Origin of the sequence: Microvirga lupini (genome assembly GCF_014191055.1) — a bacterium.
GTDB lineage: Bacteria > Pseudomonadota > Alphaproteobacteria > Rhizobiales > Beijerinckiaceae > Microvirga > Microvirga lupini_A.
The window spans coordinates 493520-519560 of record NZ_JACHWB010000003.1 but is presented as its reverse complement, the minus strand read 5'-3'; the positions used below and the strand labels follow the sequence as shown (position 1 = coordinate 519560).

Annotated in this window: 25 protein-coding genes and 2 tRNA genes; 12 read left to right on the top strand and 15 right to left on the bottom strand. The window is 63.1% G+C overall.

Annotated features, from left to right (window positions below; genetic code table 11):
* Window positions 1-90: 90 nt before the first annotated feature.
* The 4 genes from FHR70_RS14005 to FHR70_RS13990 form a co-directional block, all read right to left on the bottom strand.
* Complete coding sequence (locus FHR70_RS14005) at window positions 91-648, bottom strand: PopZ family protein (RefSeq protein WP_246408157.1); 558 nt, start codon at window positions 646-648, stop codon at window positions 91-93.
* Between the two features lie 156 nt (window positions 649-804).
* A complete protein-coding gene (locus FHR70_RS14000; RefSeq protein WP_183451131.1) occupies window positions 805-2163 on the bottom strand; it encodes a TolC family outer membrane protein in 1359 nt (452 codons plus the stop codon).
* Between the two features lie 240 nt (window positions 2164-2403).
* Complete coding sequence (locus FHR70_RS13995) at window positions 2404-3066, bottom strand: protein-L-isoaspartate O-methyltransferase family protein (RefSeq protein WP_183451129.1); 663 nt, start codon at window positions 3064-3066, stop codon at window positions 2404-2406.
* Window positions 3067-3088: 22 nt separating this feature from the next.
* Window positions 3089-3162 (bottom strand) — tRNA-Cys (locus FHR70_RS13990).
* Between the two features lie 211 nt (window positions 3163-3373).
* Between FHR70_RS13990 and FHR70_RS13985 the strand changes: the two genes are divergently transcribed.
* The 4 genes from FHR70_RS13985 to sseA all read left to right on the top strand — a co-directional run bounded on the left by FHR70_RS13985 (window position 3374) and on the right by sseA (window position 6701).
* Window positions 3374-3448 (top strand) — tRNA-Asn (locus FHR70_RS13985).
* 82 nt (window positions 3449-3530) lie between these two features.
* Window positions 3531-5012 (top strand): cryptochrome/photolyase family protein, encoded by a 1482-nt coding sequence (locus tag FHR70_RS13980; RefSeq protein WP_183451127.1) that lies wholly within the window; start codon window positions 3531-3533, stop codon window positions 5010-5012.
* 81 nt (window positions 5013-5093) lie between these two features.
* Window positions 5094-5816, top strand: coding sequence for an alanyl-tRNA editing protein (locus tag FHR70_RS13975; protein WP_183451125.1), 723 nt, complete (start codon window positions 5094-5096; stop codon window positions 5814-5816).
* A gap of 30 nt (window positions 5817-5846) precedes the next feature.
* Window positions 5847-6701 (top strand): 3-mercaptopyruvate sulfurtransferase, encoded by an 855-nt coding sequence (sseA, locus tag FHR70_RS13970; protein ID WP_183451123.1) that lies wholly within the window; start codon window positions 5847-5849, stop codon window positions 6699-6701.
* A 75-nt stretch (window positions 6702-6776) separates the two neighbouring features.
* On the opposite strand, the gene FHR70_RS13965 is transcribed toward sseA, so the two are convergent.
* The 4 genes from FHR70_RS13965 to FHR70_RS13950 form a co-directional block, all read right to left on the bottom strand.
* A complete protein-coding gene (locus FHR70_RS13965; protein WP_425487865.1) occupies window positions 6777-7565 on the bottom strand; it encodes an amino acid ABC transporter ATP-binding protein in 789 nt (262 codons plus the stop codon).
* Window positions 7566-7571: 6 nt separating this feature from the next.
* Window positions 7572-8891 carry an amino acid ABC transporter permease gene (locus FHR70_RS13960; protein ID WP_183451119.1) on the bottom strand — a complete coding sequence of 440 codons (1320 nt, stop codon included), beginning with the start codon at window positions 8889-8891 and terminating at the stop codon, window positions 7572-7574.
* 8 nt (window positions 8892-8899) lie between these two features.
* A complete protein-coding gene (locus tag FHR70_RS13955; protein ID WP_183451117.1) occupies window positions 8900-10111 on the bottom strand; it encodes an amino acid ABC transporter permease in 1212 nt (403 codons plus the stop codon).
* A 129-nt stretch (window positions 10112-10240) separates the two neighbouring features.
* Window positions 10241-11260, bottom strand: a complete 1020-nt coding sequence (locus FHR70_RS13950; protein ID WP_183451115.1) for an amino acid ABC transporter substrate-binding protein — start codon at window positions 11258-11260, stop codon at window positions 10241-10243.
* A 228-nt stretch (window positions 11261-11488) separates the two neighbouring features.
* Here FHR70_RS13950 and metC point away from each other — a divergent pair, with 228 nt between their 5' ends.
* Window positions 11489-12673 (top strand): cystathionine beta-lyase, encoded by a 1185-nt coding sequence (gene metC, locus FHR70_RS13945; RefSeq protein ID WP_183451113.1) that lies wholly within the window; start codon window positions 11489-11491, stop codon window positions 12671-12673.
* 44 nt (window positions 12674-12717) lie between these two features.
* On the opposite strand, the gene FHR70_RS13940 is transcribed toward metC, so the two are convergent.
* From FHR70_RS13940 to FHR70_RS13930, 3 genes are read right to left on the bottom strand one after another with little or no spacing between them, the layout of a single operon-like run.
* Window positions 12718-13059 (bottom strand): lipid-A-disaccharide synthase N-terminal domain-containing protein, encoded by a 342-nt coding sequence (locus FHR70_RS13940; protein WP_183451111.1) that lies wholly within the window; start codon window positions 13057-13059, stop codon window positions 12718-12720.
* Window positions 13060-13072: 13 nt separating this feature from the next.
* Complete coding sequence (locus tag FHR70_RS13935; protein WP_183451109.1) at window positions 13073-13807, bottom strand: glycosyltransferase family 2 protein; 735 nt, start codon at window positions 13805-13807, stop codon at window positions 13073-13075.
* A 7-nt stretch (window positions 13808-13814) separates the two neighbouring features.
* The gene (locus FHR70_RS13930; protein ID WP_183451107.1) at window positions 13815-15524 is read right to left on the bottom strand and encodes an ArnT family glycosyltransferase; all 1710 of its coding nucleotides are present in this window, start codon (window positions 15522-15524) and stop codon (window positions 13815-13817) included.
* Window positions 15525-15716: 192 nt separating this feature from the next.
* Between FHR70_RS13930 and FHR70_RS13925 the strand changes: the two genes are divergently transcribed.
* Window positions 15717-16010, top strand: coding sequence for a hypothetical protein (locus FHR70_RS13925; RefSeq protein WP_183451105.1), 294 nt, complete (start codon window positions 15717-15719; stop codon window positions 16008-16010).
* A gap of 17 nt (window positions 16011-16027) precedes the next feature.
* Entirely contained in the window at window positions 16028-17197 is a 1170-nt protein-coding gene (locus tag FHR70_RS13920) for an RtcB family protein (protein ID WP_343058807.1), read from the top strand.
* Window positions 17198-17217: 20 nt separating this feature from the next.
* On the opposite strand, the gene FHR70_RS13915 is transcribed toward FHR70_RS13920, so the two are convergent.
* Together FHR70_RS13915 and FHR70_RS13910 are read right to left on the bottom strand one after the other, a co-directional pair.
* The gene (locus FHR70_RS13915) at window positions 17218-17649 is read right to left on the bottom strand and encodes a hypothetical protein (protein ID WP_183451103.1); all 432 of its coding nucleotides are present in this window, start codon (window positions 17647-17649) and stop codon (window positions 17218-17220) included.
* A 208-nt stretch (window positions 17650-17857) separates the two neighbouring features.
* Window positions 17858-18607, bottom strand: coding sequence for a sigma-70 family RNA polymerase sigma factor (locus tag FHR70_RS13910; protein WP_246408155.1), 750 nt, complete (start codon window positions 18605-18607; stop codon window positions 17858-17860).
* A gap of 148 nt (window positions 18608-18755) precedes the next feature.
* Between FHR70_RS13910 and xylB the strand changes: the two genes are divergently transcribed.
* From xylB to FHR70_RS13895, 3 genes are all read left to right on the top strand, one after another.
* Window positions 18756-20240, top strand: a complete 1485-nt coding sequence (gene xylB / locus FHR70_RS13905) for a xylulokinase (protein ID WP_183451101.1) — start codon at window positions 18756-18758, stop codon at window positions 20238-20240.
* A gap of 112 nt (window positions 20241-20352) precedes the next feature.
* Window positions 20353-21303 carry a carbohydrate kinase family protein gene (locus FHR70_RS13900; RefSeq protein ID WP_183451100.1) on the top strand — a complete coding sequence of 317 codons (951 nt, stop codon included), beginning with the start codon at window positions 20353-20355 and terminating at the stop codon, window positions 21301-21303.
* A gap of 17 nt (window positions 21304-21320) precedes the next feature.
* Complete coding sequence (locus tag FHR70_RS13895; RefSeq protein WP_183451098.1) at window positions 21321-22574, top strand: AGE family epimerase/isomerase; 1254 nt, start codon at window positions 21321-21323, stop codon at window positions 22572-22574.
* On the opposite strand, the gene FHR70_RS13890 is transcribed toward FHR70_RS13895, so the two are convergent.
* On the bottom strand, window positions 22565-23491 hold the full coding sequence (locus FHR70_RS13890) for a ribokinase (protein ID WP_183451096.1): 927 nt from the start codon (window positions 23489-23491) through the stop codon (window positions 22565-22567). The two genes, FHR70_RS13895 and FHR70_RS13890, sit on opposite strands and share 10 nt — an antisense overlap.
* A gap of 406 nt (window positions 23492-23897) precedes the next feature.
* On the opposite strand from FHR70_RS13890, the gene FHR70_RS13885 reads away from it, so the two are divergent.
* Window positions 23898-24632 (top strand): PhoH family protein, encoded by a 735-nt coding sequence (locus FHR70_RS13885; protein ID WP_210277613.1) that lies wholly within the window; start codon window positions 23898-23900, stop codon window positions 24630-24632.
* Window positions 24633-24680: 48 nt separating this feature from the next.
* Here FHR70_RS13885 and FHR70_RS13880 read toward each other — a convergent pair whose 3' ends face one another.
* A complete protein-coding gene (locus tag FHR70_RS13880; RefSeq protein ID WP_183451094.1) occupies window positions 24681-25265 on the bottom strand; it encodes a cold-shock protein in 585 nt (194 codons plus the stop codon).
* Between the two features lie 540 nt (window positions 25266-25805).
* Between FHR70_RS13880 and FHR70_RS24350 the strand changes: the two genes are divergently transcribed.
* Window positions 25806-25934, top strand: a complete 129-nt coding sequence (locus FHR70_RS24350) for a hypothetical protein (RefSeq protein ID WP_281381340.1) — start codon at window positions 25806-25808, stop codon at window positions 25932-25934.
* Window positions 25935-26041: the final 107 nt, after the last annotated feature.

The following is a 26041-nucleotide window of genomic DNA, read 5'->3' as shown; positions in this document are numbered from 1 at the left end:
ATAGGTACCGGCCCGTTGGCGCGCAAAACGCGCAAGCAAGTGGGCTACAAACCGGACGGATTGGACGAAGTCAACAGAGGCGAGACAATCTTAACCCCGGCAGCGGGTCACACGCTCGATCTCATCCCGGACAAGACGCTCCACCAGGGAAGGAAGATTGTCGTCGAGCCACGCTTTCAGCATCGGCCGCAGCATCTCCTTCATCAGGTCTTCGACCGTCTGCGGCTGAGCGGGCCTCACCGTCTCGCTCAAGCGGCTGAAAGCGCCTGACACCGAAGCACTGGTCTCGCTGGAGAGGAGCGTGTCTGCCACAGGCTGATGGGACTTGGCCGCGCTTTGAGCGGCCTTGAGGACCGGGCCAGGGACGACGATCGGCGCAGGCGTCGGCTCCTCCGGAGCATCGAAAGACTTCCCGTTCCGGTCGAATTCAGCCTCGCGACGGGAATCGTCGAAGGCCGCATCCCCTCGGCTCCAGGGACCCATTAGCGGCTCATTGGGGCTCGCGCCGATGAGCGGAGACACATGCATTTCCGCAATGTCCAGCACGCTCTTCAGGGGTGAGGACATCGGCTCCTGCGGTTCGGCGGGCGACGGCACCTCCTGGTCGTCGGAGATGATCCGCCTGATGGAAGCCAAAATATCTTCCATCGATGGCTCGTTAACTTTCAGGCTCGATGAACCCATAGCCGCATCCAAATCAAAAACTTCAAGAATCACATTCTTATGAATGTTCGTTAAGTATTTTACTCAAGACTACACAAAACAAGCGGGGCCAGAACTAAAAAGCCCTGGCCCCGAAACTTATCAACGACCATCCGGCGTTGACGTACCGATCCACTTATCCTTGACCTGATCGTAGTGGATCTTCGGGCTATAGTGATTCACCTTCAAGGCCAGAGCACGCGAGTTGAGCCGCCCCATGGCATTGACGAGGCTGTAGGAGGCAACCACACGGTCGCGCTGGGCCTGGATGAGATTCACACGCGCCGTCAGGAGTTCCTGCTGGGCGTTCAGCACGTCGAGGGTCGTGCGCTGGCCGACACGGGCCTCCTCACGTACGCCGCTGAGTGCGGTTTCAGCCGCATCGATCTGCGCCTGAGCAGCCTGGATCTGCGCCCGGGCAGCCTCTAGCCGTCCCCAGGACGACTGCACGGCAGCGCGAACCTGGTCCCGGACCGAGTCAGCCTCAAGGCGGCGCTGTCCGGCCTCTTCCTTGGCCTGCCTGGTGGCCGAATAAACCTGACCGCCCTCGTAGATCGGAACCGTCAGCCGGGCGACTACGGAGGCGGAAAACGTTTGATCTCCAGCCGACTGGCTGGAATAGCGCTGGTCCACGGAGCCTGCGACGCCCAGTTGCGGCGCAAGAGCACCCTGGGCCACCTTCACCTGCAACTCGGCCACATCCACCGCATGCTGGCGTGCCTTGATCGCCGGATGCTCGTTCAGAGCGACCCTTACGGCCGCATCGACCGAACGCGGAGTCAGGCTGTCCAGGGGACGTCCCGGCGCCAGCTGCTGCGGCTCGACACCGACGACCTGACGATAGACGGCAATGCTGTTGCGCAGGTTGGCCTCAGCCAAGCTCGCCTCGGACCGGGACGCTGCAAGGCGTGCCTCCGCCTGAGCCACGTCAGTCCGGGTCACTTCGCCGACATTGAAGCGGTCCCGCGTCTGCCGCAACTGCTCGTCGATGACCTCGACGTTGTTGCGCTGCAGGTCGAGGATGGCCGTATCCCGCAGGACATCCATATAGGCGGTCGCGGCATCGAGCAGCACGCTCTGCTCGGATGTGTTCAGCTGCTCCCTCGAGCCGAGCACCCCGGATTCGGCCGCGCGGACGCGGTTGCTGGTCTGAAACCCATCGAAGATCGACTGATTGATCTCGACCCCGAAGCCCCGTGGGGTGATGATGTTATTGTTTCTCGTGGATCCGCCAAACACGCCCTGCCGGGTGGCATCCGTGTAGGTCTGGCCATAATCCGCCGTTGCATTGATCCGCGGGCGATAACCCGACTTGGCCTGCGCGACGTCCTCGTCACGGACCCGGACGCTGGCCCGCTGGGCGTTCAATTCGGGGTTGTTGCCATAGGCGCGCGCCAGGGCGCTCTCCAGGGTCTCCGCCGACACCCCACCGGCGCCCGCCAGCACGAGGACCGAGGTCATCGCCCCAAAGAGCAAGCGATACGTCCTCTTGGATTTCTTTTCGTTCACGCGCACCTGCCCACCGATTCAAAGCCGCCGACCGCCATCGGCGTCATTTTTAGAAATCGTTCCGACTCAAAGCGCAACAATACCCAAGGGAATCGAGTCGGCAATAACGCGCTGCCCTCAATTCCATTTTTGCGCCTGGGTGGCGCAAAAAAGCGACACCCCAAAACCGGGAAATAAAGGATTTGGAAAGGATTAGAACGTGAAGCCCGGGACCTGAACGAAGGGAGCCAGCAGGGGAGCGGCTGCTTCGAACAAGGCGCGTTCGCCGATCGCATCGCCCGTGCGCACATAGAGGGTCGCACGGGCAGCGCGCCCGCGGCCCTTCACGCAGGCCAGACGTCCACCCTCGGCCAGCTGATGGAGCAGCGCCTCCGGGCGAACCTCCACAGCGCCGTTGATGAGAATGGCATCATAGGGAGCATTGCCCGCATGTCCCTGCTCCAGGGGGCCTGTCACAACAGTGACGTTCCCTGCGCCAGCGGCGCTCAGGCTCTGGCGTGCGGCATTGGCGAGAGCATCGTCGGCCTCAACCGCTGTCACCTGCGCTCCAAGCTCACTGAACACCGCCGAGGCGTAGCCCCGGCCGCAGGCGACGTCGAGAACACGATCCCCTGCTTCGATCCCGAGAGCCTGAATCAGACGTCCCAGGATCATTGGGGAGAGCATGTAGCGCCGCTCGGCACCGTCGCCGACGAGAACATCCTGATCGATATAGGCCAACTCTTCACGGCCCGGCAGCACGAACAGCTCGCGCGGCACTGAATCCATGGCGTCAAGAAGAGGGATGTCGTTCACATCGAAAGTGCGCAGCTGGCCATCAACCATGATACGGCGCGCTTGAGCGAAATCGACCATCGACAGTGCCTTTAGAAATTGTTGGAGGCCTCGCCCGGAATCGAACCGGGGTGCAAGGATTTGCAGTCCTCTGCGTAACCACTCCGCCACGAGGCCATCCGGGGCGTGCCGCGAACGCGACGGCTGCTCCATAGCAAGCGTCCCCTCAAAGAGCAACAGGCCCTTTTGACCTCCGGCGCACCAAGAAGGGGGTTGCAACGCCTGAAACCCGTGCTATATGCCTCCCACCTCGCCGGGGAACGGTCTTTGTAGACGCCGCGGCGCTCAAGAAGCTCTAAAGATTAGCTTCTTTGGAGGTTAGGCTTATTCCGGCGTGGCGCAGCGGTAGCGCAGCGGACTGTTAATCCGTTGGTCGTAGGTTCGAATCCTACCGCCGGAGCCAACCTTCTCTCCTCCCCAATCAAATCTTGGCGATCTCGGCGGTCATCAGTCGCGCGTTTAAAGCGCAGCTGTATTGTGCCCGCATGAGCACCGATTCATCTTCACCGGTCTTGGTCTGGTTTCGCGACGATCATCGCCTGAGTGACAACCCTGCCCTTGCTGCGGCGGCAGCCACCGGGTCGCAGGTTCTATGCTTCTACGTGTTTGATGAGGAGTCGAAGGGAATTCGGCGGCTCGGAGGCGCGGCTCGCTGGTGGCTGCACGGGTCGCTGAAGTCGCTCAATGACGCTTTGGAGCAGGCCGGCTTGAGGCTTCTCCTTCTCAGAGGCTCCGCCCTTGAAGCTGTAGACACTGTCGTGCAGGCAACCGGCGCCTCGGCCATCTACTGGAACCGACGCTATGGCGCGGCCGAGATCGCCGTGGACAGCGCGATCAAGGCGCGTCTGGCGGATCGCGGCATCAAAGCTCACAGCTTTAATGGCCGCCTCCTGCACGAACCCTGGGAGATCACGAACCAGGCCGGCAGGCCTTTCCAGGTCTTCACCCCTTATCTTCGGGCCGTGAATGCCCGGTCCATCCAGCCTCCGCTTCCGGCAGCCCGGCGGCTGCTAGGTGGTGTCTGGGCCCGGTCGATCCTCGATCAGGCCGTTCCGTTGACGGAGCTAGGCCTCGAACCTTCAGCCCCCGATTGGGCCGGTGGGATGAGGCAAGTATGGCAGCGGGGCGAGCATGCGGCTCAAGCCCGTCTCTCCCGGTTCGTCGAGACAGGCCTGAAGGGCTATGCCGAGCGGCGGGATCGGCCCTCGCAGGAAGGGAGCTCGCGCCTGTCCCCGCATCTGCGCTTCGGGGAAATCAGCCCACGACAAGTTTGGCATTCGGTCATGAATGCGGTTGCCGCCGAGCCCAGCCTGGGACTGGATGCGGAGAAGTTCCTGAGCGAGATCGCCTGGCGCGACTTCACCTACCAGCTGCTCCATTATTACCCACACCTGCCGGACAGGCCGCACAGCAGCCGGTTCGACAACTTCCCCTGGAATCAGGATCAAAACGCTCTCAAGGCCTGGCAAAGAGGCCTCACCGGCTACCCGATTGTCGATGCCGGCATGCGCCAGCTCTGGCAGACGGGCTGGATGCACAACCGGGTGCGCATGATCACCGCCTCCTTCCTGGTGAAACACCTGCTGACCGACTGGCGGCAGGGCGAGGCATGGTTCTGGAACACGCTCGTCGATGCGGATCCGGCCAACAACGCCTTCAGCTGGCAGTGGATTTCGGGCTCCGGACCGGACTCAGCCCCCTTCCACCGGATCTTCAACCCGGTAACCCAGGGCGAGAAGTTCGACCCCAAGGGGGATTACATTCGAACCTTCGTGCCGGAACTCTCGCGGTTGCCGCCGGCCTTCATCCACAAGCCCTGGGAGGCCTCGCCTACGATCCTCCGTGAGGCGGGTATCGATCTCGGCGAGACCTATCCGGAACCTATTGTTCCCCATGGACCGGCACGGGGGCGTGCCCTTGAGGCCTTTCGCAGCCTGCGAGACATGGAATCCGAACTCTCCGCCTGACCTCAACGAAGGGAGTGGCTTGACCCGCCGCGCCCGTTGCCGTCAGCATCGCCCCTCGCCTTTTCATCAGTTGAGACGCTCATGACCGCCACTGCACTGCTTTTCCGCGACGATGCCTATGCCACTTCCTGCGAAGCCCGGGTCCTCGGGATCACGCCTGAAGGCGGAGTCATTCTCGATCGTACGGTGTTCTATGCCCAGGGCGGCGGGCAGCCGGGCGATGTTGGTGCCCTCGTGGCGGCCACTGGCGACAGAATCGAGATCACGAACACCGTCTACGCCGCCGACCGTTCGCAGGTGGCGCATCTGGTCGGGACAGAAGTGGCATCACGGCTGGCGGAAGGCGAGACCGTCACCCTGCAGCTCGACTGGCCGCGGCGGCTCAAGCGCATGCGCGTCCACACGGCGCTTCATCTGCTCAGCGTCGTGCTGCCCTACCCGGTCACCGGCGGCTCTATCGGCGATGGCGACGGGCGGCTCGACTTCGACATTCCAGATGCGGGCCTCGACAAAACCGAGATCACGGACAAGCTGAACGCGCTCGTCGCCCGCGATGCTCCCGTGACCGAACGCTGGATCACCGATGAGGAGCTCGATGCCAATCCCGGCCTCGTCAAAACCATGTCGGTGAAGCCCCCGCGCGGGTCCGGGCGGGTGCGTCTGGTGGAGATCGAAGGGATCGATCTTCAGCCCTGCGGCGGCACCCATGTGCGGCGCACGGCTGAGATCGGCAGGGTCGTCATCACCGACATCGAGAAGAAGGGCAAGCAGAACCGCCGCGTCCGCCTGTCCCTCGCCGAATAAACGCATTCACTCGCTTAAGAGGAACGGCCCATGCCTCAACCCTTCGTATCAACCGCCTGGCTGCAGGAGAATCTGAACGATCCGAATCTCGTGGTCGTAGACGGCTCCTGGTACCTGCCGACGCAGAATCGCGATCCGCAGGCCGAGTACGTCGCAGGCCATATCCCCGGCGCGGTGCGCTTCGACATCGACACCGTGAAGGACAGCTCGTCGTCTCTGCCCCACATGCTGCCCGCGCCCGAGGACTTCGCGAAGGCTGTCGGCGCGTTGGGAATCAGCCAGGACATGACCATCGTGGTCTACGATGGCGCCGGCCTCTTCTCGGCCCCGCGCGTCCGCTGGACCTTCCAGGCCTTTGGGGCGCACAACGTCTCGATTCTCGAGGGCGGCTTTCCTGCCTGGAAGGCGGAAGGACGGCCCGTCGAGACCGGACCGGAAAAGCCCCGGGCTCCCCGCACCTTCACGCCCGACTTCAACGCATCCGTCGTTGCAGATGCAGCGGCCGTACAGCAATCCCTGCAATCGAAGACGGCTCAGGTCGTCGATGCGCGCCCGGCCGACCGCTTCAAGGGCGAGGCTCCCGAACCGCGCCCCGGCCTTCGCATGGGACACATCCCGGGCAGCCTCAACCTGCCCTTCGACCGCATCGTCGAGAACGGCCGCCTGAAGGACAAGGCGGGTCTTGAAAAGGCCATCACCGAGGCGGGCGTCGATCCCGACAAACCGGTGATCACGAGCTGCGGCTCCGGCGTTTCGGCCGCCATCCTCGGTGTGGCCTTCGAGGTTGCGGGCCGCCCGATCCAGGGAATCTATGATGGTTCCTGGGCGGAATGGGGCGTACGGGAAGATCTGCCCGTCGCGACAGGGCCGGCGGAGAAGCGTTGAGGCTCTCGATTACAGCCTCGGAAACAAAAAGGCCCCGAGATCGCTCGGGGCCTTTATCATGTTGTGGATTCCGCCTCAGTGCAGGATCTGCGACAGGAAGAGCCTCGTGCGCTCGTGCTGCGGGTTCTTGAAGAACTCGTCGGGCGTGTTCATCTCCACGATCTGTCCGTAATCCATGAAGATCACCCTGTCCGCCACCTGACGGGCAAAACCCATCTCGTGGGTCACGCACAGCATGGTCATGCCCTCGTCGGCCAAGCCCACCATGGTGTCGAGCACTTCCTTCACCATCTCAGGATCCAGCGCCGAGGTCGGCTCGTCGAACAGCATGATCTTCGGGCTCATGCACAGCGAGCGGGCGATGGCGACGCGCTGCTGCTGACCGCCTGAGAGCTGGCCCGGATACTTGTTCGCCTGCTCCGGGATCTTCACCCGGGTCAGGTAGTGCATGGCGACCTCTTCGGCCTCCTTCTTGGGCATCTTCTTCACCCAGATCGGAGCCAGCGTGCAGTTTTCCAAGATCGTCAGATGCGGGAAGAGGTTGAAGTGCTGGAATACCATGCCGACATCCCGACGCACCTCGTCGATGCGCTTGAGATCGTCCAGCAGCTCGACGCCGTCGACGATGATCCGACCCTTCTGATGCTCCTCGAGCCGATTGATGCAGCGGATCATCGTGGACTTGCCCGAGCCCGAGGGCCCGCAGATCACGATGCGCTCGCCGCGCCGTACGTTCAGGTTGATGTCCCGCAGAACATGGAACTCGCCGTACCATTTGTGGACGTCGATCATCTCGATGGCGGGCTGAGCCTTCGGGTCGATCGTGGCGGAGGAAATTTGCTGAGCTGACATTGTCGTTGCCATGAATGTTTACCGTTTCTGACCAGCCGCAAGGCGCCGCTCGACCCCGAGTGAGTATCGCGACATGCCAAAGCAGAAGACGAAGTAGAACAGGGCCGCGAAGGCATACCCCGTGATGCCGATGGTGGGGGCCGCCCAGTTCGGATCGATGCGGGAGGCTTCGATGGTCTTGACCAGATCGAAGATGCCCACGATGGCCACCAGCGACGTGTCCTTGAACAGGCCAATGAAGGTGTTCACGATGCCGGGGATCACGATGCGCAGGGCCTGCGGCAGGATGATGAGGGACATCATCTGCGGGTAGTTGAGGCCCAGCGACATCGCACCTTCGTACTGCCCCTTCGGCATGGCCTGAAGACCACCGCGCACCACCTCGGCCATGTAGGCGGAGGCGAAAAGCGCGGTACCGATGAGAGGCCGCAGCAGGCGGTCCACCGTCATGTCGCCCGGCAGGAAGAGCGGCAGCATGGTGTTGGCCATGATCAGAACCGTGATCAGCGGCACGCCACGCACGAATTCGATGAAGATCACCGAGGCCATCCTGACGATCGGCAGCTTCGAGCGCCGCCCGAGAGCCAGCACGATGCCGAAGGGCAGCGAGACCACGATGCCCACCGTGGCCACCAGCAGGGTCACGAGGACGCCGCCCCACAGGGAGGTCGGCACATGGGCGAGGCCGAAATCGAAATCGACCAGGACCAGCGTTATGCCGATCACCGCCACGATGCCGCCGCCCAGAATGAGGGCTGGACGCATGGAGGCCTTCAGCAGGGCGGCGAAGAAGGCGAAGAGCGCAATCACCAGCGCGGCGAAGATGGCGAATCCGATCCAGAAACGACCGCCGAAGTTTTCGTTGCCGCCGGTGAGCAGGATGTAGGAGACGACCGGGAAAACCCAGAAGAAATAGACCGCCCCCAGGTCCCGGCGCGGCGCTTTCAGCCACAGGAGCCACACGACTCCGACGGCTAGAAGGGCAAAGAAGATGTTCACCCGCCAGCGCTCCGAAATCGTGTAGGAGCCGTAGATGAAGTAGTTGATCTTGTCCCAGATGAAGGCCCAGCAGGCGCCGCTCTCGCTGCCGCCGGCATCGGCCCGGCAGGCAGCCCGGTCGGTGCCGGTCCAGACCGCATCGATGAACAGGAACTTCACCAGAGGTGGGACGCTGACATAGAGGAGGTAGAAGACCACCAGGGTCAGGATCGTGTTGAAGGGACCGGAAAAGAGGTTCTCCCGGATCCACGCGATGGGGCCGCGAGCTAAGTTGGGCGGAGGTAGAGCCTCCACCTGCTTGGCGCGGACGAATCGGGGCATATCGACGGCGGTGCTCATAGGATCTCCTACCGTTCGACGATCGCCACACGGCGGTTGTAGATGTTCATGAGGAACGAGGTCAGCAGGCTGATGGTGAGGTACACGCCCATGGTGATCACCACGACCTCGATGGCCTGGCCCGTCTGGTTGAGCACGGTTCCCATGAAGACCTGCACGAGATCCGGGTAGCCGATGGCAACCGCAAGAGACGAGTTCTTCGTCAGGTTCAGGTACTGGCTCGTCAGTGGCGGGATGATGACGCGCATGGCCTGCGGGATCACCACGAGGCGCAGGGTCTGACCCGGTGTGAGGCCAAGCGAACCCGCAGCTTCCGTCTGTCCCTTCGACACGGCGAGGATGCCCGCGCGGACGACCTCGGCGATGAAGGCGGCCGTGTAGGTGACGAGGCCGAGGAGCAGTGCCACAAATTCAGGCAGGATCTGCATGCCGCCGGTCAGGTTGAACGTGCCCTTGCGCGGCAGCTCGAAGCTGATGGGATTGGCGCCGAACAGGGCCAGAACGATCCAGGTGAGAATCGGCAGGCCAAGGACCAAGGCGAGCGTCACCTTGCCGACAGGGTACTGCCGACCGGTCTGCTCCTGCTGCTTCCTGGCCCAACGGCGATAGATGAAGGTGCCGATCAGGCCCAGAAGCAGGACACCAACAAGGATCCCGATATTGGATGCCCAGAGGGGCTTGGCCATGAAGAGGCCGCGGGAGTTCAGGTAGAAGCCGGCGCCCATCTCGAGAGAATTTCGCGGCTGCGGCAGGGCGCCGAGCACGGCGATGTACCAGAACAGCAGCTGGACCAGCAGTGGAATGTTACGCAGCACCTCGACATAGACCATGGCGACCTTGGCCACCATCCAGTTCTTGGACAGGCGCGCGATGCCGATCAGGAAGCCGAGGAAGGTCGTGAAAAAGATACCGATGGCTGAGACGATCAACGTGTTCAGCAGGCCGACGATGAAGGCGTCGCCATAGGTGCCGCCGGCCGCACTGAACTGGATCAGGGTCTGGCTGATGTCGAAGCCGGCCGTGTTGTTAAGGAAGCCGAAGCCTGAGGCGATCTTGGCGCGCTGCAGGTTCTCGATGGCATTCGTCGCGGCCACATAGAACAGCGCGACGAGCGCGATGACGAGAACGATTTGATAAAAAGCTCCGCGAACCTTCGGATCGTAGAGAAACGATTTCTTGGGGGGCGATGTCTGACTGACAGCGGTCTGCACTGAGTTCATCCTCTGACGGCTCTCGATACCCGGCCGACCTCCCCTGTTCGTGCCCGGGTCAAGAAGCGGCTTTTCTTATTGTTGAGGTGTAGCCTTGAAGGGCGCCCGGAGAATCCGGACGCCCTGTTCTTGGATCGCTTAGCGAACCGGGATGCCGTATTGCAGGCCGCCCTTGGTCCAGAGCGCATTCTGGCCGCGCTTGATCTTCAGGCGCGAACCTTCGCCGACGTTCTTCTCGAACGACTCGGAATAGTTGCCCACGTGCTTGATGATGCGCACAGCCCAGTCGTTGGTCAGGCCGACGGCCTCGCCGAACTTGCCTTCGGTGCCGAGCAGGCGCTTGATCTCCGGGTTGTCGGAGGTCTTCATCTGGTCGACATTGGCCTTGGTCACGCCGAGCTCTTCGGCGTTCAGCATGGCCATGTGGGTCCAGCGGACGATATCGCCCCAGTTGTTGTCGCCGTGGCGGACGGCTGGGCCAAGCGGCTCCTTCGAGATGATCTCGGGCAGAACGATATGATCGTCCGGAGCCGAGGCGCGCAGACGCTCGGCGTAGAGGCCCGAGGCGTCTGTGGTGAACGCGTCGCAGCGGCCGGCGTCATAAGCCTTGAAGGTCTCGTCCGAGGTCGCGAACGCAACCACTTCGTACTTCATGTTGTTGGCACGGAAGTAGTCGGCGAGGTTCAGTTCGGTCGTGGTGCCCTGCTGGGTGCAGATCGAGGCGCCGTTCAGCTCCTTGGCGGAGGAGACGCCGAGCTTCTTGCGGACCATGAAGCCTTGGCCGTCGAAGTAGTTGATGGCCGGGAAGTCGAGGCCGAGCTGCGTGTCGCGCGACATGGTCGCGGTCGAGTTGCGGGACAGGACATCCACCTCGCCCGACTGGAGCGCCGTGAAGCGGTCCTTGGCGGCGAGCGGGATGAAGCGCACCTTGGTCGGATCATCGAAGATCGCGGCCGCAATGGCGCGGCACAGATCGACGTCGAGGCCGGTCCAGTTGCCCTGGGCGTCCGGCTGGCCGAAGCCTGCGAGACCCGTGTTCGAGCCGCAGGTCAGGAAGCCCTTCTGCTTCACGCTGTTGAGCGTCGCCTGGGCCGAAGCCCCCGTGGCGAACAGGCTGGCCGTCAGACCGAAGGCAATCGATACGAGAGCCTTTTTCATGTTGGTATGTTCTCCCAATAGTTCCACATGACTCGACGGATCCTGGATACCCCCCAGCCGAGCCCCGGTTAGACCGTTCCGCGCCGCCTCGGTCGAGACGGCATCGAAATCCATCAAATTCAATGATTGATCACTGGTCAAGTCTTGATGGGAGGCAATTCGTGGCTGACTTGACGTCAAAGGCTGCGCAGTCTCAGATCGAGGCCTCCTCAGCAAGCCCTTGAAGCAATGTCAAAACTCCCCCCAAAGCCTGAAAACGTCTCAGAACGTACCCGCCTCGTCCATGCCGGACGCGAGCCCTTCGAGCAGCACGGATTCGTGAATACGCCGATCTATCGCGGATCCACGGTCCTCTACCCCACCACGGACGACCTGCTGCACCGGCGCGGGCGCTATTCCTATGGGACGAAAGGAACTCCGACGACGAATTCCCTCGAAACCGCCTGGACCCAACTGGCCGGCGCCGCGGGAACGGTCTTGGCGCCCTCGGGCCTCGCGGCTGTCACCGTCGCGCTCATGTCCTGCCTCAAGGCCGGCGACCATCTGCTGGTCACGGACTCGGTCTATCTGCCGACCCGCCATTTCTGTAACGGGATGCTCAAGAAATTTGGTGTGGAAACCACCTATTACGACCCGCAGATCGGCGCCGGAATCGAATCTCTGATCCGTCCGAACACGGCGGCGGTGTTCACGGAGGCCCCGGGATCCCAGTCGTTCGAGATGCAGGATATCCCGGCCATCGCCGAAGTTGCGCACCGGCACGGGGCCGTGGTCCTCATGGACAACACCTGGGCCACGCCCCTGCTCTTCCCGCCCCATGAGCGCGGCGTGGACATCGCCATCGAGGCCGGCACCAAGTATCTCAGCGGCGGATCGGACCTGCTGCTCGGCCTGGTCTCTGCCAACGAGCGCTGCTTCAAGGCCCTGCGGGACACTTATGATTCCTTTGCCATGTGCCCCGGGCCGGAGGACGTGTTCTTAGGGTTGAGAGGCCTGCGCACCATGGCGCTGCGCCTGCGCGAGCACGAGAAGCAGGCCCTGGAGATGGCCCGCTGGCTCGAGGCCCGCTCCGAGGTGGCACGGGTGCTTCACCCGGCGCTCGAAACCTACTCCGGCCACGAGATCTGGAAACGGGACTTCAAGGGTTCGTCGGGCCTGTTCTCGATCATTCTCAAGCCCTGCTCGGACCGGGCGCTGGCCGCCATGCTCGACGGACTTGCCCTCTTCGGCATGGGCTATTCCTGGGGCGGGTTCGAGAGCCTCGTGATTCCCTTCAACTGCGCCAGCTACCGCACCGCGACCCGCTGGGAGCCAGGCGGACACGCGCTTCGCTTCCATATCGGACTGGAAGACCTGGAGGATCTGAAGCGGGATCTGGATGCAGGCTTCACCCGCCTGCGCGAGGCGGATTGACGGTCAAAGGTCGAAGATTGCGGACGCCGGCGCGACAGTAACCATCACGTCGGCATTTCGGCCTCGGCCTTCCGCCGCTTGTCCTTGGCGATGAGCATCAGGTTACGGATATAGATGAAGATCGACAGCGCCTGAGGCAGGATGATGACGATGTCGCGACGGGCAAAGCCGTAGACCATCGTCATCAGACCGCCGGCGATGGACAGGAACCAGAACCCCATCGGGATCACGCTCTTTTCAGCCTTCTCGCTCGCAATCCACTGGACGATGAAGCGTGCGCCGAAGACGAGCTGCGCCAGAACCCCGAAGGCCGCCCAAACATCGAAGCGGGCGACAAGGACGTCGTAGAAGTAGAGCCCCAGATCGTGGGACAGGCGCATCAGCATCAGACGATTTCCATCAGACGATTTCTTGGGCAGCGGGAACGCGGCGGCGGCGGCGGATCAACCACCACACCCCTGCCAAGTCAAGGATGCCGACCCACAGACGGTCGAACATGCCGTAGTTCGAGCGGCCCGCATGGCGGGGCCGGTCAACCACGTCCACATGGGCGATCCTATATCCCTCGCGCTTGACGAGGGCTGGCATGAAGCGGTGCAGGGCATCGAAATACGGCAGGCGCAGGTAGACGTCGCGCCGGAAGGCCTTGAGCCCGCAGCCCGTATCCCGGGTGCCATCCTTCAGAATCCGCCCCCGGACGCCGTTGGCGATACGGGACTGCCACTTCTTATAGGCGCCATCCTTGCGCCCGACCCTCTGCCCGGCCACCAGTGCTACGGCTGGATCCTCAAGGGCAGCGACAAGCTGGGGAATGAAAGCTGGATCGTTCTGCCCGTCGCCATCAAGGGTGATCACGATGGGAGCCTGGGCGGCTTGAACGCCGGTTCGGACGGCCGCGCTCTGGCCGCAGCTCGCCTCGTGACGCATGAGGCGCAGCCAGGGTCGGGTCGTACGGGCGCCCAGGACCTGTTGCCCGGTATCATCCGTCGAGCCGTCATCGACATAGATCACCTCGAAAGGGCCAAGCGCGGCGCAGGCCCGCTCGATCTCCTCCAAGAGGGGGAGGATGTTGAGCGCCTCGTTCTTGACGGGCACCACGACGCTGATGCGCGGGCTTGGGGAAAGATCAGTCATCCGTACTCTAGAATCCGGTCGCGTAGGCCGCGATGTCGACCCGCTTTCCGCTGTTGATATTGAATCCCTGAACCCTGGTCGAGAGCACAGGCTTCTGGCGCAGGCGCGCGTTCTCGGCCTGGAAGTCGCCCTCGAAGCGCTTGTCCACGAAAACGACGCGGCACCCGCCCTGACGCAGGAACCGGGAGGCCTCAGCCCCGCTGTCGAGCATGTCGAGGTTCGTGCCGGTGAGGAAGACGAGGCTGGGCTCCCGGTAGCCGAGGGTCGCGACCTGAGGATTCTCGCAGGGCACGTTGCGGGCCACTTCCGCAAGACGGTCCGAAACCTTGAGGGACCGCAGGTCGAGCTGGGCGAAGCCGAACACCCCTATGGCGAGAAAGGCCGAGGACAGGAAGCTGGCCCAGAGGGTCGGCACCATCCGGTTCTTCACGAAAAGCCACCAGGCCCAGAGGGCCAGGAGCGACGATACGACGAGCGCCGGCAGCGCCCGGAAGGGCGGGAGGCCATCAAAGGACCAGGCGACCGCCGACAGGCCGATGGCGAGGCCGACCGGGATGAACGGGATCAGCAAAGCGGCCAGCTTGGCGGCCGGTCGATGCGGCCCCACGAAGTGCCGGGCGATGGCCATGACCGTGATGATCGCCACTGCTGGCAATAGCGGCATCGTATAATGCGGGAGCTTCGTCGGAACGGCCTCGAAGACGATCCAGGACGGCACGATCCAGGCGAGCGCGAAGGCCACCGGCTCCTCCCGCCGGTGGATCCAGGCGAAGGGGACCGCGATGGCAGCCAGGATGGCGCCGGGCCAGAAGGTCGCGAAGAAGGACAGCAGATAGAAGCCGGGCGGCGCCCAATGGTACTTCTGCGCCGTGCCGACCTTGCCGAGCATGTCCTTCCCGACTGAGGCCGCGAAGAACTCGCCGCCGCTCTTGATGGCGATGGCGACGAACCACGGCAGCACGATAGCAAGCGTGAAGAGAAGGCCGAGCCCGGGTCTTAAGCTCAGCAGCCAGCGGGCGGAACGCTCTTTATAAGAGAGGACCGCCGCAGCAAGGCCGGCGAACATGATGACGAGGGGGCCCTTGATGAGAATTCCTAAGGCAAAGCCGGTCCAGAAGATCAACAGGGCCCGCCGGGGCAGGACGCCGGCACCTCGGCTCAAGTAAGCACGGGCGAGGCCACCCATCACGGCCACCGAGCAGGCCGTCAGCATGGCATCGGTCTTGGCGAGGCGCGCCTCGACCATGAGGATGACGCAGGTCGCCATCAGGGCCGCCGTCAGGAAAGCCCCTCGCCTGCCGAAGAAGGCAAGGGCCGCCCAATAGGTCAGCAGGACCGTGGCGATGGCCCCGAACAGGGATGGAATGCGGTAGAGCGCGACGGTGGTCCGGGCCTCCGGCACGCCGAGAGCCTCGCCGAGAGCCACGCTGGCGCTCTGCAGCCAGTAGATGCCTACCGGCTTCTTGTGCCGGGCCTCGTCCTGGAACCGGATATCGACGAAGTCGCCGGTCTCCAGCATCTGCTTGGAGGCCTGGGCATAGCGCGGCTCATCCCGGTCCATGGGCTGGAGCGTGGTGAAGCCCGGCAGGAAGCAGACGAGCGACAGCAGAACGAGCACGGCGCAGAGGCGCGCATGGCTCCTCTCGACGACGCTCGTCAGCTGGGCCACGGAGACGTGGCGAAAGGACATCCGCTGCTGGGGGACAGAACCGTCCATCAATCACTCCGGAGGCGGGAAAGCATCGTGCCGGCGGGGATTCCCATGGGCACGGGCCGTCAAACCGCGTGATGTCCTCCAAACCCGGCGGGAAGTCAAATTGACGGAAGGTAGCGGCTTGCTGTGCACGGAACACGCACGCTCGAGCGGGCATTGCCTGACAGGTCAGGTTGAAGCTTGGAGGTCTCACCAATGAACAGGTCTGCACGCTGGTGCGCCGCCGCCCTCTTGGTGCTGCCGGCCATGCCGGTGGCGGCCCTCGACAGGCCCGTGGTCTGGCGGGACGAGGATACCGGCTGCGCCTATCTGCTCACTCCGCAGGGCGGAATCACGCCCCGGCACCGTCGGGACGGAACCCTCGACTGCCCGGACGTGGCAGCCGGCACAGGAATGGTCGAGAATATGGGGCGGGACATTGCGCGCGGCCTGGATGCCCTGCAGCGCGAGGTCGAGCGCCTGCGCGAGCGCTACAATAACCGCCCTTGAGCTAAAGGAGAGCAGGAGTGCCGGCGAAGACCTGCATCTATGGCGAGCACGACGAGAAGACCATCAGGCAGCTCGACCGCTGCATGGAGGCCGGCAGCGCCTTCAAGGGTGTGCTCTGCGCCGATGGCCATCTCGGCTATGCCCACCCCATCGGCGGGGTCGTGGCCTATGAGGAGCACATCTCCATCAGCGGCGTCGGCTTCGACATCGCCTGCGGCAACATGGCGGTCCGGCTGGACACCCGCTACGAGGACATCGCAGCCCAGGCCGGCCGGATCCTGTCGGATATCGGGCGCACGATCAGCTTCGGGGTCGGGCAGAAGAACGCTGTCAAAGTCGATCATGAGCTCTTCGACTCAGCGCTCTGGGATGAGGCGGGGGTCAAGGATCTCAAGAGCGTCGCAAGGCAGCAGCTCGGTACCGTCGGCTCGGGCAACCACTACGTGGACCTGTTCGAGGACGAGGAAGGCTTCGTCTGGATCGGTGTGCATTTCGGCTCCCGGGGCCTCGGTCACAAGATCACCACCAAGCACTTAGGGCTCGTCGGCGCCAAGGACGGCATGGAGGTCGAGCCGGCCCTCGTCCACCAGGACAGCGAGGTCGGGCAAAGCTACCTCGCCGGGGTGAAGCTCGGCGGCCTGTATGCCTATGCCGGACGCGAATGGGTGGTGGAGCGTGTCCGCAAGATCATCGGCGGGCACATCACCGATTCCATCCATAACCACCACAACTTCGTCTGGCGGGAAGATCACGGAGGAAAGGAATACTGGGTCGTCCGCAAGGGTGCGACGCCCGCCTTCCCGGGCCAGCGCGGCTTCGTCGGCGGCTCCATGGGCGACAATGCGGTGATCCTGCATGGTGTCGACAGCCCGGGGAGCGCCGACAGCCTCTACTCGACGGTGCACGGCGCTGGCCGCCTCTTCGGCAGGATGGAGGCGAAGGGCAGGAAGAACAAGGCCGGCCAATGGGTCCGTCCTCCTCGCTTCACCCGCGATGAGATGGATGCGTGGCTGCGCGAGAAAGGCATTCTCCTGCGCGGCGGGGACGTGGATGAAAGCCCGATGGTCTATCGGCGCCTGGACGAGGTGCTCGCCTACCACAAGGGCACGGTCGAGGTCGAACACACCCTGCGCCCCTTCGCCGTCGCCATGGCAGGCCCCGGCGAGTTCGATCCCTACAAGGATTGAACTCGGCCAGGGCCTCAGCCTCACCGGAACCAGCCGAAATAGAGCGACCAGAGGCTCGGCGAGCGTATGCCACGCACCCGGCGGGCTGTCTCGTCGGCGCGCATCAGTTCACCGCCATGGCACGAGCACAGGACGATATGAGCGTCGTGTTCGGAGATCTGGAAGAAATCGACCGCATCCCCGAACGTGTCGCTGCGCAGCCCGGCCTGCCGGAGGACGGGATCGGAATAGGCCACCGTAAGGGCGGATCCATCGGCCCGCATGGCGAGGCGCTGGGCCTTGGGCTTCCATTCGATTTCATCGAGGGTTCGGAGTTCCCGGTCGGGCTCCTGCTCGAGGAGGTCGATCCAGCGATCAAGGCGTTCCCGTTTCGACAGGACCGGCACCTTGACGTCTCCAGGGATCTTCAGGTCGGCAACATTACTGAGTTCGGACAGAGGCCTGTGTTCCATGCTCCCCTCCTTGGCGGAAGAGCGATTCGAGCCACCCAGCTACAAGCTCAACCTAGGAGCACAGGGAAAAGTTCGAGGAACAGGCCGTGGGACGCCGCTGATATTTTGGGCAATGACGGCGGAGCCTATCGACATCGCACGCGGAGCTGGGCAGGATGACGGGGCCATGAAAGGCCCGACGCCTGGGAGGCATCGGGCCTGTGGTGTGTCAGACGGTCGCCGAGTGGTCGTGATCGGCGGCTCTGGGTGTTCCCATGAGTTCGGCCAGACGATTGCGGGCGCGGTTCACCCGGCTCTTGATCGTGCCGACCTTTACGCCCAGCGCCTCTGCGGCATCCTCATAGGACATGCCTTCGGCGCCGATGAGGATGATCGCCTCACGCTGCTCCTGGGGCAGCTTTTCAAGCGCGGTGGAGAGATCCTGCAGCGCGAGCTTGTCCTCCTGATCGGGGATCGCGATCATGCTGGCAGCGTGGGTCCCGTCTCCGTCCTCGACCTCACGGCTGGTCTTGCGGTGGGTCGAGTAGAAGCCGTTGCGCAGGATCGTGAAGAGCCAGGCCTGAAGGTTGGTACCGGCCTCGAAGGTATCCTGCTTGGTCAGCGCCTTGAGCACCGTATCCTGTACCAGATCCTCGGCTTGATCGACCTTTCCGGTCAGTGACAGGGCGAAGGCACGCAGGTTCGGCAACGCGTCCATCACGCCGTTGACGAAATCCTGATCCACAGGCTCCGTGTGCGCACGGATGACCTGGGCGACCCGGTCAACGAGCCGCGCGAGATCGCGCGGCAGCTTGTCTTCAGCGGGATCGCCGTAAAGGGCCCGCAATTGCTTTCCGAGATGGAGCCGGACGTTGGCGCTCAGCGCGGCCGCCGGGGACGGCGCATCAGAATGGGTCATGTGAGACTGGTTGTTCGATTTCTCGGGCATGCGGCAGTATTTGGGGCGTGCCCGCGGCATTTAAATATCCAGGTGGCAATTCGACCATGAGATTTTTTCATGGCCGAGCCTCTGGATTTCCCCACACCCGTGCCCAATGGACGCAGGCGAGCGCCAGGCTTACTGCATCACCAATCCGTGAGCCGTCGGCCATGAAGGAGTACGCAGCATGCCTCACTATCTCGGCATCGATGTCGGGACGTCGGCCGTGAAAACGATCCTCGTCAATGAGCGGCAGGCGACGATTGCCGAGGCGGATATCGGCTTACAGATTTCCCGTCCGCAAGACCTCTGGTCGGAGCAAGATCCCGAGGCTTGGTGGCAGGCTGTGCAGAAAGCTCTCGATCAACTTCTCGCCAAGGACGCTGCAGCCCTCACGGATGTGCGCGGCATCGGCTTGTCGGGGCAGATGCACGGTGCGGTGCTGCTCGATGCGGCCAACCGGCCGCTGCGCCCGGCCATCCTCTGGAATGACGGGCGTTCGTTCCAGGAGGCGCAGGAGCTTGGTACCAAGCATCCGGGACTCTCACGCACCATGGGTGTCATCCCGATGCCCGGGTTTACGGCGCCTAAGCTCCTCTGGCTTGCGCGTCACGAGCCCGGGACATTTAGTGCTATTCGCAAGGTGCTTCTGCCGAAGGACTACATCCGCCTCCAACTCACCGGCGACATCATGTCGGAGATGTCGGATGCGGCGGGCACCTGGTGGCTGGATGAGGCCAAGCGGGATTGGTCGGACGAGGCGCTCGCGGCCACGGGGCTGACTCGCGATCACATGGCGAGTCTTGTGGAGGGCTCGCAAGCTTCCGGCACCGTGCGCGCGGCAATTGCCCGGCGATGGAATCTGCGAAGCGATGTCGTTGTGGCCGGCGGTGCGGGCGATGCGGCCGCCGGAGCGGTCGGTCTGGGTGCGATCCAGGATGGATCGGTCTTCGTCTCCCTGGGTACCTCAGGCCAGCTCTTCGTCACCACGGAGATCTTCAGTCCGGCTCCCGAGGCTCTGGTGCATTCCTTCTGTCACGCGCTGCCCGGCCGCTGGTTTCAGATGGCTGCCATGCTGAACGGTGCAGGCTCCCTTGCCTGGGCGGCCAATCTCCTCCAGCGGGACATCGGCGAGCTGTTGCGCGATACGGAAGCCGCCTTTTGCAAGCCATCGGATGTTCTCTTCCTGCCCTATCTCGCCGGCGAGCGGACGCCGCACAACAATCCCCATGCGCGCGGCGTGTTCTTCGGTCTGTCTCCGGACACGCATCAGACCGACTTGGTCCAAGCGGTTCTCGAAGGCGTCGCCTACAGTTTCGCCGATGCGAAGCAGGCCCTCGAGCAGGCCGGCACGCCGCTGGCCCAGGCCGGCATCATCGGGGGCGGGTCGAGAAGCCGTTTATGGACGAGGATCTTCGCCAGCGTTCTGAACGTTCCGATCATGCGTTATGCGGGCAGCGACAAAGGTCCGGCTTTCGGCGCCGCGCGCCTCGCGCGCCTTGCCGTGACAGGGGAAGCACCGGAAGACGTGTGCACCGCGCCAGCCATTCTCGAGACCATCACGCCGGAACCGAGCCTCGTCGAACGCTACGAGCCTCGCATCCAGGCTTTCCGGAGCCTCTACCAAAGTCTCAGACCGGAATTCATGCGTGCTGCGCAGGAACGGATCTGAGGATACCGGCTGCTGGAGGATCGAATCCTCTTGGATTTGCAACCCACCCATGCTGCTTAAATGATAACCGCCTCTCATTTGAATGCTGCCATGACCGCATAGGAGCGCTTCTATGATTTTGGTAACGGGTGAAGCGCTGATCGATCTGTTCATCGGCACCGCCACAACGACAGGCTTTCCCGCCGAGGCGGTGGCCGGCGGCTCGCCTTTCAATGTCGCACTCGGTCTTGGGCGCCTCGGCCGCCCGGCAGCGTTCCTGTCCACCCTGTCGAATGATGTTTTCGGCACCTTCCTGGCTGAAAAACTCGCCGAGTCCGGCGTGAGTTTGGATTACATCCAGCGTCTCCCGAACGTCACGACGCTGAGCGTCGTGGCGACCAGCCCCACGGGGCAGCCGCAATACTCCTTCTACGCGCCGAACAGCGCCGACCGCGCTCTCACGCCTGAGGCACTGCCTGCCGAACTGCCGGCGGATGTGAACGCCATCGCGGCCGGTTCCTATGCACTGGGTGTCGAGCCAATCGCCAGCGCCATCGAGGCCCTGCTGCACCGGGAGGCCAGATCGAGGGTGATCTCGCTCGATCCCAATGTCAGACCGCGTGTCGTGGGCGATCTCACCGCCTACGGCGAGCGCTTCGAACGGCTGCTCGCCTATGCCGACATCGTGAAAGCGAGCGATGAGGATGTCGAACTGCTCTACGGGACGCACGACCTCGCATCTGCAGCAAGGAGCTGGCTTCAGCGCGGCCCCAAGCTCGTGATCATCACGCGTGGCGAAAAGGGACCTCTCGCGGCCTTCGGCGATGGAGTCCTGGAGCGCCCTGCCCCCAGGATCGATGTCGTCGACACAGTCGGTGCGGGCGACACGTTCCAGGCCGGGCTTCTGGCCTGGCTCGATGGCGAAGGCCTGCTGATGCCTCAGGGTATCGCTGGATTGGATGAGGCGCAGGTCACGGACGCCCTCGACTTTTCCGCAGCGGCAGCTGCCATCGTCTGCACCCGGCGCGGCGCCAATCCGCCTTCCTGGGCCGAAGTCGAGCGGTTCATGGCCGAGCGCGCCTGAATAAGAGCGAGGACATCATGACAAGCCAGCCTGTTCTTCCGCCGCTCGGCACGCCCTGGCGCTCCAATCGCTTCCACCGGCAATGGCTGTTCGAGCAGGCCAACAACCTGTTGGACTTCTTTCAGCGCAGCGTCATCAATCCGGCCGGCGGGTTCTTCGATCTCGACGATGCAGGTCATCCCATCGAGACCGCCAATCCGGTTCGGCAGATCCACAGCACCACCCGCATGGTACATTGCTTTGCCATCGGCACCCTGCTCGGCCGGCCGGGGAGCGAAGCTATCATCGATCATGGTATGAGCTACCTCTGGAATGCCCATCGTGACGCGCAGAACGGCGGCTATGTCTGGTCGCTCGATGATGACGGGCCGAAGAACGACACCAAGCAGGCCTATGGCCATGCCTTCGTGCTGCTGGCGGCCTCCAGCGCGAAGGTGGTCGGCCATCCGCTGGCCGACCGGCTGCTGGACGATATCACGCAGATCCTCGAACAGCGCTTCTGGGAGGAGCAGCATGGGGCTGTGACAGAGGAGTTCACGCGCGATTGGCGGTCCTTAAGCCAATATCGCGGCCAGAACTCCAACATGCACCTGACCGAAGCCTTGATGGCCGTTTTCGAAGCGACGGGCAACCGCGCCTATCTCGATAAGGCGGAGCGAATCGCTGGCCTCATCATCGGCCGGCATGCGGCCGCCCTTGGCTACCGGGTGGCCGAGCACTTCCATGCCGACTGGAGTCTCGACAGGGATTACCGCGGCGATGACATGTTCCGCCCTTACGGCACCACGCCCGGCCATTGGCTGGAATGGGCAAGGCTCCTTCTTCAGCTCTGGTCGCTCGGCGGGCAGCGTCATGCCTGGATGCCGGAGGCCGCCTGCGAGTTGTTCCGGCAATCCATTGAGCTCGGATGGGATAAGGACAAGGGCGGCTTCTTCTACGCTCTCGACTGGGACGGAAAGCCGAGGCTGCCCTTGAAGCTCTGGTGGCCCTGCGCGGAAGCCATCGGCGCGGCGGCGTTCCTGGGCGAGCACAGCCCTGGCGACTTCCACGAGCAATGGTACCGCACACTCTGGGGTTTCGCTGACCGCCACCTGATCGACCATCAGAACGGGGGCTGGCGGCCTGAACTGAATGAGGATCTGACGCCGAGCACATCGGTGTTCACTGGCAAGCCGGATCTTTACCACGCGCTCCAGGCCTGCCTGATCCCGCTGTTCCCAGCCACCGGCAGCCTGACCAAGGTCATCCCGGAGAGCAGCGCTCACGCCTGAGAGAGATAGTGCTCCAGGGCTTCTTTCTGAGGCATCCCGGCTTGTGCCCCCGGCGTCAGGCACGACAGGGATGCGGCGGCACAGGCCCGTTCCATGGCAGGGCCGATCCCCAAACCCTCGGCAAGGCCACTCGCCAGCACGCCGACAAAGGTATCGCCGGCGCCTGTGGTGTCGACCGGTGTGATCGGGCGGGCCGGAGCGTGAATCTGGCCGCCATCGCCTGAAACCGCATAGGCCCCCCGGGCACCGGCCGTGACGACGCAGGTTGGACCAAAATCGCGGGCCAGGACAGTGGCGGCAGCGAGATAATCGTCGCCCGTCGAAGCGCCAATGATCTCGGCGATGGACAGCGCCTCGTGCTCGTTGACCACCAGCACATCCGTTGCGCCCAGCAGTTCGGCCATGGCTGAACGCTCTTTGAAAGGTGGGACGGGAGCGAAATTCCAGATGACCTGCACTCCTGCCCGACGGGCGCGTGCAGCGGCATCGAGACTGTCGGCTAAAGGCACCTCCATCTGGAGCACCAGCGCGGAAGCCTTGGACAGCAGGTTGTCCAGAAGATCCGTGGAGCGCAGGGTCATGTTGGCGCCGCTCGCCACCGTGATGGCGTTCTCGCCGGTCTCGTCGACCGTGATGAAGGCACAGCCTGTCGGCTCGTCCGCAATCCGGACGGACTGAACATCGATGCCATTGTCTTCGAGATTCTTCAGGCAGGCGGCCCCGAATGGGTCATTGCCAACCGCGCCGACCATGGTGACCCTGCCCTGCCCGATCCGTGCAGCCGCAACCGCCTGATTGGCTCCCTTGCCGCCAAAGAAACTGTCGGCCCGGCGCGAAAGGACGGTTTCGCCCGGTCTGGCAATGCGCGGCACGCGCGCGACGAGATCCATGTTGATCGAACCGAAGACCACGATCATGCCGCTCTCATCCTTTAGAGTCCTTGCCGACCACCGGGGCCGAATGTGGTGAGGGATAGCCGGACGCCTCTTTGCCAAGCCCCGCGGCAGCCATCCACAGCTATTTCTTCCCCAGCGCCGCAGAGGGGTTATGCCCTGGAACCAAGCAGCCTGCCTCAACATTTGACTCGCAGGTAGGCGTAGCAGCGGTAAACTGTCATCAGAATCAAAGATAGTTTGCCACTGGCAGATAAAGATAGGCTTTGATGGGCAGGCAGGCTGATCCTCTTACTCTGGATCGCGGATATACACCGCCCGCAACGACTCGCTCTCGTATTCCCTCTTCGCTCGCAAGTTATTTCTCCAGACGCCTCTGCGCGGCGCCTGGGTGATTGGTGTGCGCAGTTTCAAACCCCGGAGTTGGTCATTGAGCAAGCATCATGAGAAGCAGAGACGCAAGACCCGCCGCTCCCTTGAAACAGCGCAGGTTTTCGACCTCACGGGATCCAAGTTTCAGGGAGAGCGCAGCCTTCCGCCCATCAAACCGCTCAATGCCACACAGGATGATTATCTCGACGCGTTGAAGACCAATTCCCAGGTCGTGGTTCTCGGGCCAGCCGGCACAGGCAAAACCTGGATTGCGGCGACATACGCGGCAGACCTCTTCCGCCAGCGGCGCATCCGCAAAATCATATTGACCCGCCCCAACGTCCCGAGCGGCCGCTCCCTCGGCTTCTTTCCGGGCACTCTTGAAGAAAAATTCGGTCCATGGGCCGCCCCGGTCATCGAGGCCATCAAGGAGCGCATTGGTACGGCGGCTTACGAGATCGCGGTCAAGAACGGCGATATCGAAATGGTGCCGTTCGAGGTGATGCGCGGCCGCTCCTGGCGCGATGCCTTCATCCTTCTCGACGAGGCGCAGAATGCCACGCCGGCCGAGATGAAGACGTTCCTCACCCGTATCGGGGAGGACTGCAAGGTGGTGATCAACGGGGATGTGAGCCAGTGCGACCTGCGCGAGACATCGGGTCTTCGCACGGTCATTCACCTGATCAAGTCACAGATGCTGCCGGTGCCGATCGTAGAGTTCACCCTCAACGACATCGTTCGGTCCGGCGTCTGCGAGATGTGGGTGCGCGCATTCGAAGAGGTCCACTGCTGACGCAGTGGACCCGGATCTTTTCACTCAACGTGACGTAGGCAGAGCCTCTTAGGCGAGTTCGATAGCGCCGACTTCGGGACCCTTGCGGCCCTCGACAATCGCGACGCGAACCGCCTGGCCCTGATCGAGCTGGCCGAGACCGGCGCGCTCCACGACGGAGATATGCAGGAACAGGTCCTTGCTCTCACCCTCGACGGATACGAAGCCATAGCCCTTCACGGGGTCGAACCATTTCACAGTGGCCGGCACCTCCGGCGGACCGCTGACGGGACGGGCGCTGGGGCCGCCGCTCGGGCGGGAGAACCCGCCAGACTGCCCGGGACCACCCGCACGCGGTGGACGCGGAGGACGCGCACCACGCGGCGGCTCCGGCTCGGCTGTGCTCGTATCGACGCTGACGATTTCCTGGACCTGCGGCCCCTTCTGGCCCGAGCCGACCTTGATGACCAGGGTCGTGCCGGACTCGAGGGCGGAGTAGCCCGCAGCCTCAACCTGCCGGACGTGCAGGAAGGCCTCGCCCGAGCCATCGGTCATCTCGACGAAGCCGAAGCCCTTGTCAGGATTGAACCATTTCACCCGTGCTTCAGTGTCGGGTCCCGCGGCTGAGGAGCCGTAGGATGTCTGCTGCCGCATGGGCCGTTCGTAAGATGTTGGCGGAGCGAAATCGCCCCAGTGATCTTCGGGTTGACCGCCAAATTGACGTCGGCGATCACGGTGATCATTTCCCCGGCCCATCAGGACTGCCTTCTAAAGTCTCAAGTTTCCGAAACGCCCATAGGCGTACAGCCCCCAACCATTGAGAGCAAGGAGATAACTACTCACACCTAAACGTTTCACGCAAGGTCCCAAAAAGGTGGCCCATACGGATTGTGGGCGCTTATGCGATAAATCAGGCCTTTGATCGCTCATTTTTGGAGTTAATGCTCGTTTTCCTGCTGCTCGGGCCAGGGTTGGGGTTAAGCTCTAGGGTGAGCGGCTCCGGGCTCAAATCGGGCGATCCGGCTCATCGGAGGCACTTCAAGGTCGCCATCGGTAGCGTCCAGTCCCTCGTCACTACAATGTCGTCAGGCCGTCATTGCCTATAATTTAGTCTTCTGCATCGTCGCCACTCAATTAATCATCAGTTCGTCGCCGAGCCGCTGGTCGGAACCTTCACCTGAGGATAATGGACTCATGGTGCAGATTGCCAAGCAAGCAACCCAGGATGGTACATTCACTGTTTATGTGGGCGGCAGACCCATCGCCTGGGGCCTGACCAGCCACGCTGCGGATGCCTTGATGGAGAGGCTGCAACGGCGCTGACCGAAAAACCGTTTAGTGTCAGCACACCCCGATGCTGCGGCTGCTATAGCCCTGGTCGCTGATGGCATTCGGGACGGCATTCATGGAACTGGGTGCCTCTCTCCGAA

Bases quoted from the DNA above. Each gene is read 5' to 3' on its own strand.
- FHR70_RS14005 (WP_246408157.1), bottom strand. From the start codon at position 648: ATGGAAGATATTTTGGCTTCCATCAGGCGGATCATCTCCGACGACCAG.
- FHR70_RS14000 (WP_183451131.1), bottom strand. From the start codon at position 2,163: ATGACCTCGGTCCTCGTGCTGGCGGGCGCCGGTGGGGTGTCGGCGGAG.
- FHR70_RS13995 (WP_183451129.1), bottom strand. From the start codon at position 3,066: ATGGTCGATTTCGCTCAAGCGCGCCGTATCATGGTTGATGGCCAGCTG.
- FHR70_RS13980 (WP_183451127.1), top strand. From the start codon at position 3,531: ATGAGCACCGATTCATCTTCACCGGTCTTGGTCTGGTTTCGCGACGAT.
- FHR70_RS13975 (WP_183451125.1), top strand. From the start codon at position 5,094: ATGACCGCCACTGCACTGCTTTTCCGCGACGATGCCTATGCCACTTCC.
- sseA (WP_183451123.1), top strand. From the start codon at position 5,847: ATGCCTCAACCCTTCGTATCAACCGCCTGGCTGCAGGAGAATCTGAAC.
- FHR70_RS13965 (WP_425487865.1), bottom strand. From the start codon at position 7,565: ATGGCAACGACAATGTCAGCTCAGCAAATTTCCTCCGCCACGATCGAC.
- FHR70_RS13960 (WP_183451119.1), bottom strand. From the start codon at position 8,891: ATGAGCACCGCCGTCGATATGCCCCGATTCGTCCGCGCCAAGCAGGTG.
- FHR70_RS13955 (WP_183451117.1), bottom strand. From the start codon at position 10,111: ATGAACTCAGTGCAGACCGCTGTCAGTCAGACATCGCCCCCCAAGAAA.
- FHR70_RS13950 (WP_183451115.1), bottom strand. From the start codon at position 11,260: ATGAAAAAGGCTCTCGTATCGATTGCCTTCGGTCTGACGGCCAGCCTG.
- metC (WP_183451113.1), top strand. From the start codon at position 11,489: ATGTCAAAACTCCCCCCAAAGCCTGAAAACGTCTCAGAACGTACCCGC.
- FHR70_RS13940 (WP_183451111.1), bottom strand. From the start codon at position 13,059: ATGCTGATGCGCCTGTCCCACGATCTGGGGCTCTACTTCTACGACGTC.
- FHR70_RS13935 (WP_183451109.1), bottom strand. From the start codon at position 13,807: ATGACTGATCTTTCCCCAAGCCCGCGCATCAGCGTCGTGGTGCCCGTC.
- FHR70_RS13930 (WP_183451107.1), bottom strand. From the start codon at position 15,524: ATGGACGGTTCTGTCCCCCAGCAGCGGATGTCCTTTCGCCACGTCTCC.
- FHR70_RS13925 (WP_183451105.1), top strand. From the start codon at position 15,717: ATGAACAGGTCTGCACGCTGGTGCGCCGCCGCCCTCTTGGTGCTGCCG.
- FHR70_RS13915 (WP_183451103.1), bottom strand. From the start codon at position 17,649: ATGGAACACAGGCCTCTGTCCGAACTCAGTAATGTTGCCGACCTGAAG.
- FHR70_RS13910 (WP_246408155.1), bottom strand. From the start codon at position 18,607: ATGCCGCGGGCACGCCCCAAATACTGCCGCATGCCCGAGAAATCGAAC.
- xylB (WP_183451101.1), top strand. From the start codon at position 18,756: ATGCCTCACTATCTCGGCATCGATGTCGGGACGTCGGCCGTGAAAACG.
- FHR70_RS13900 (WP_183451100.1), top strand. From the start codon at position 20,353: ATGATTTTGGTAACGGGTGAAGCGCTGATCGATCTGTTCATCGGCACC.
- FHR70_RS13895 (WP_183451098.1), top strand. From the start codon at position 21,321: ATGACAAGCCAGCCTGTTCTTCCGCCGCTCGGCACGCCCTGGCGCTCC.
- FHR70_RS13890 (WP_183451096.1), bottom strand. From the start codon at position 23,491: ATGATCGTGGTCTTCGGTTCGATCAACATGGATCTCGTCGCGCGCGTG.
- FHR70_RS13880 (WP_183451094.1), bottom strand. From the start codon at position 25,265: ATGCGGCAGCAGACATCCTACGGCTCCTCAGCCGCGGGACCCGACACT.
- FHR70_RS24350 (WP_281381340.1), top strand. From the start codon at position 25,806: ATGGTGCAGATTGCCAAGCAAGCAACCCAGGATGGTACATTCACTGTT.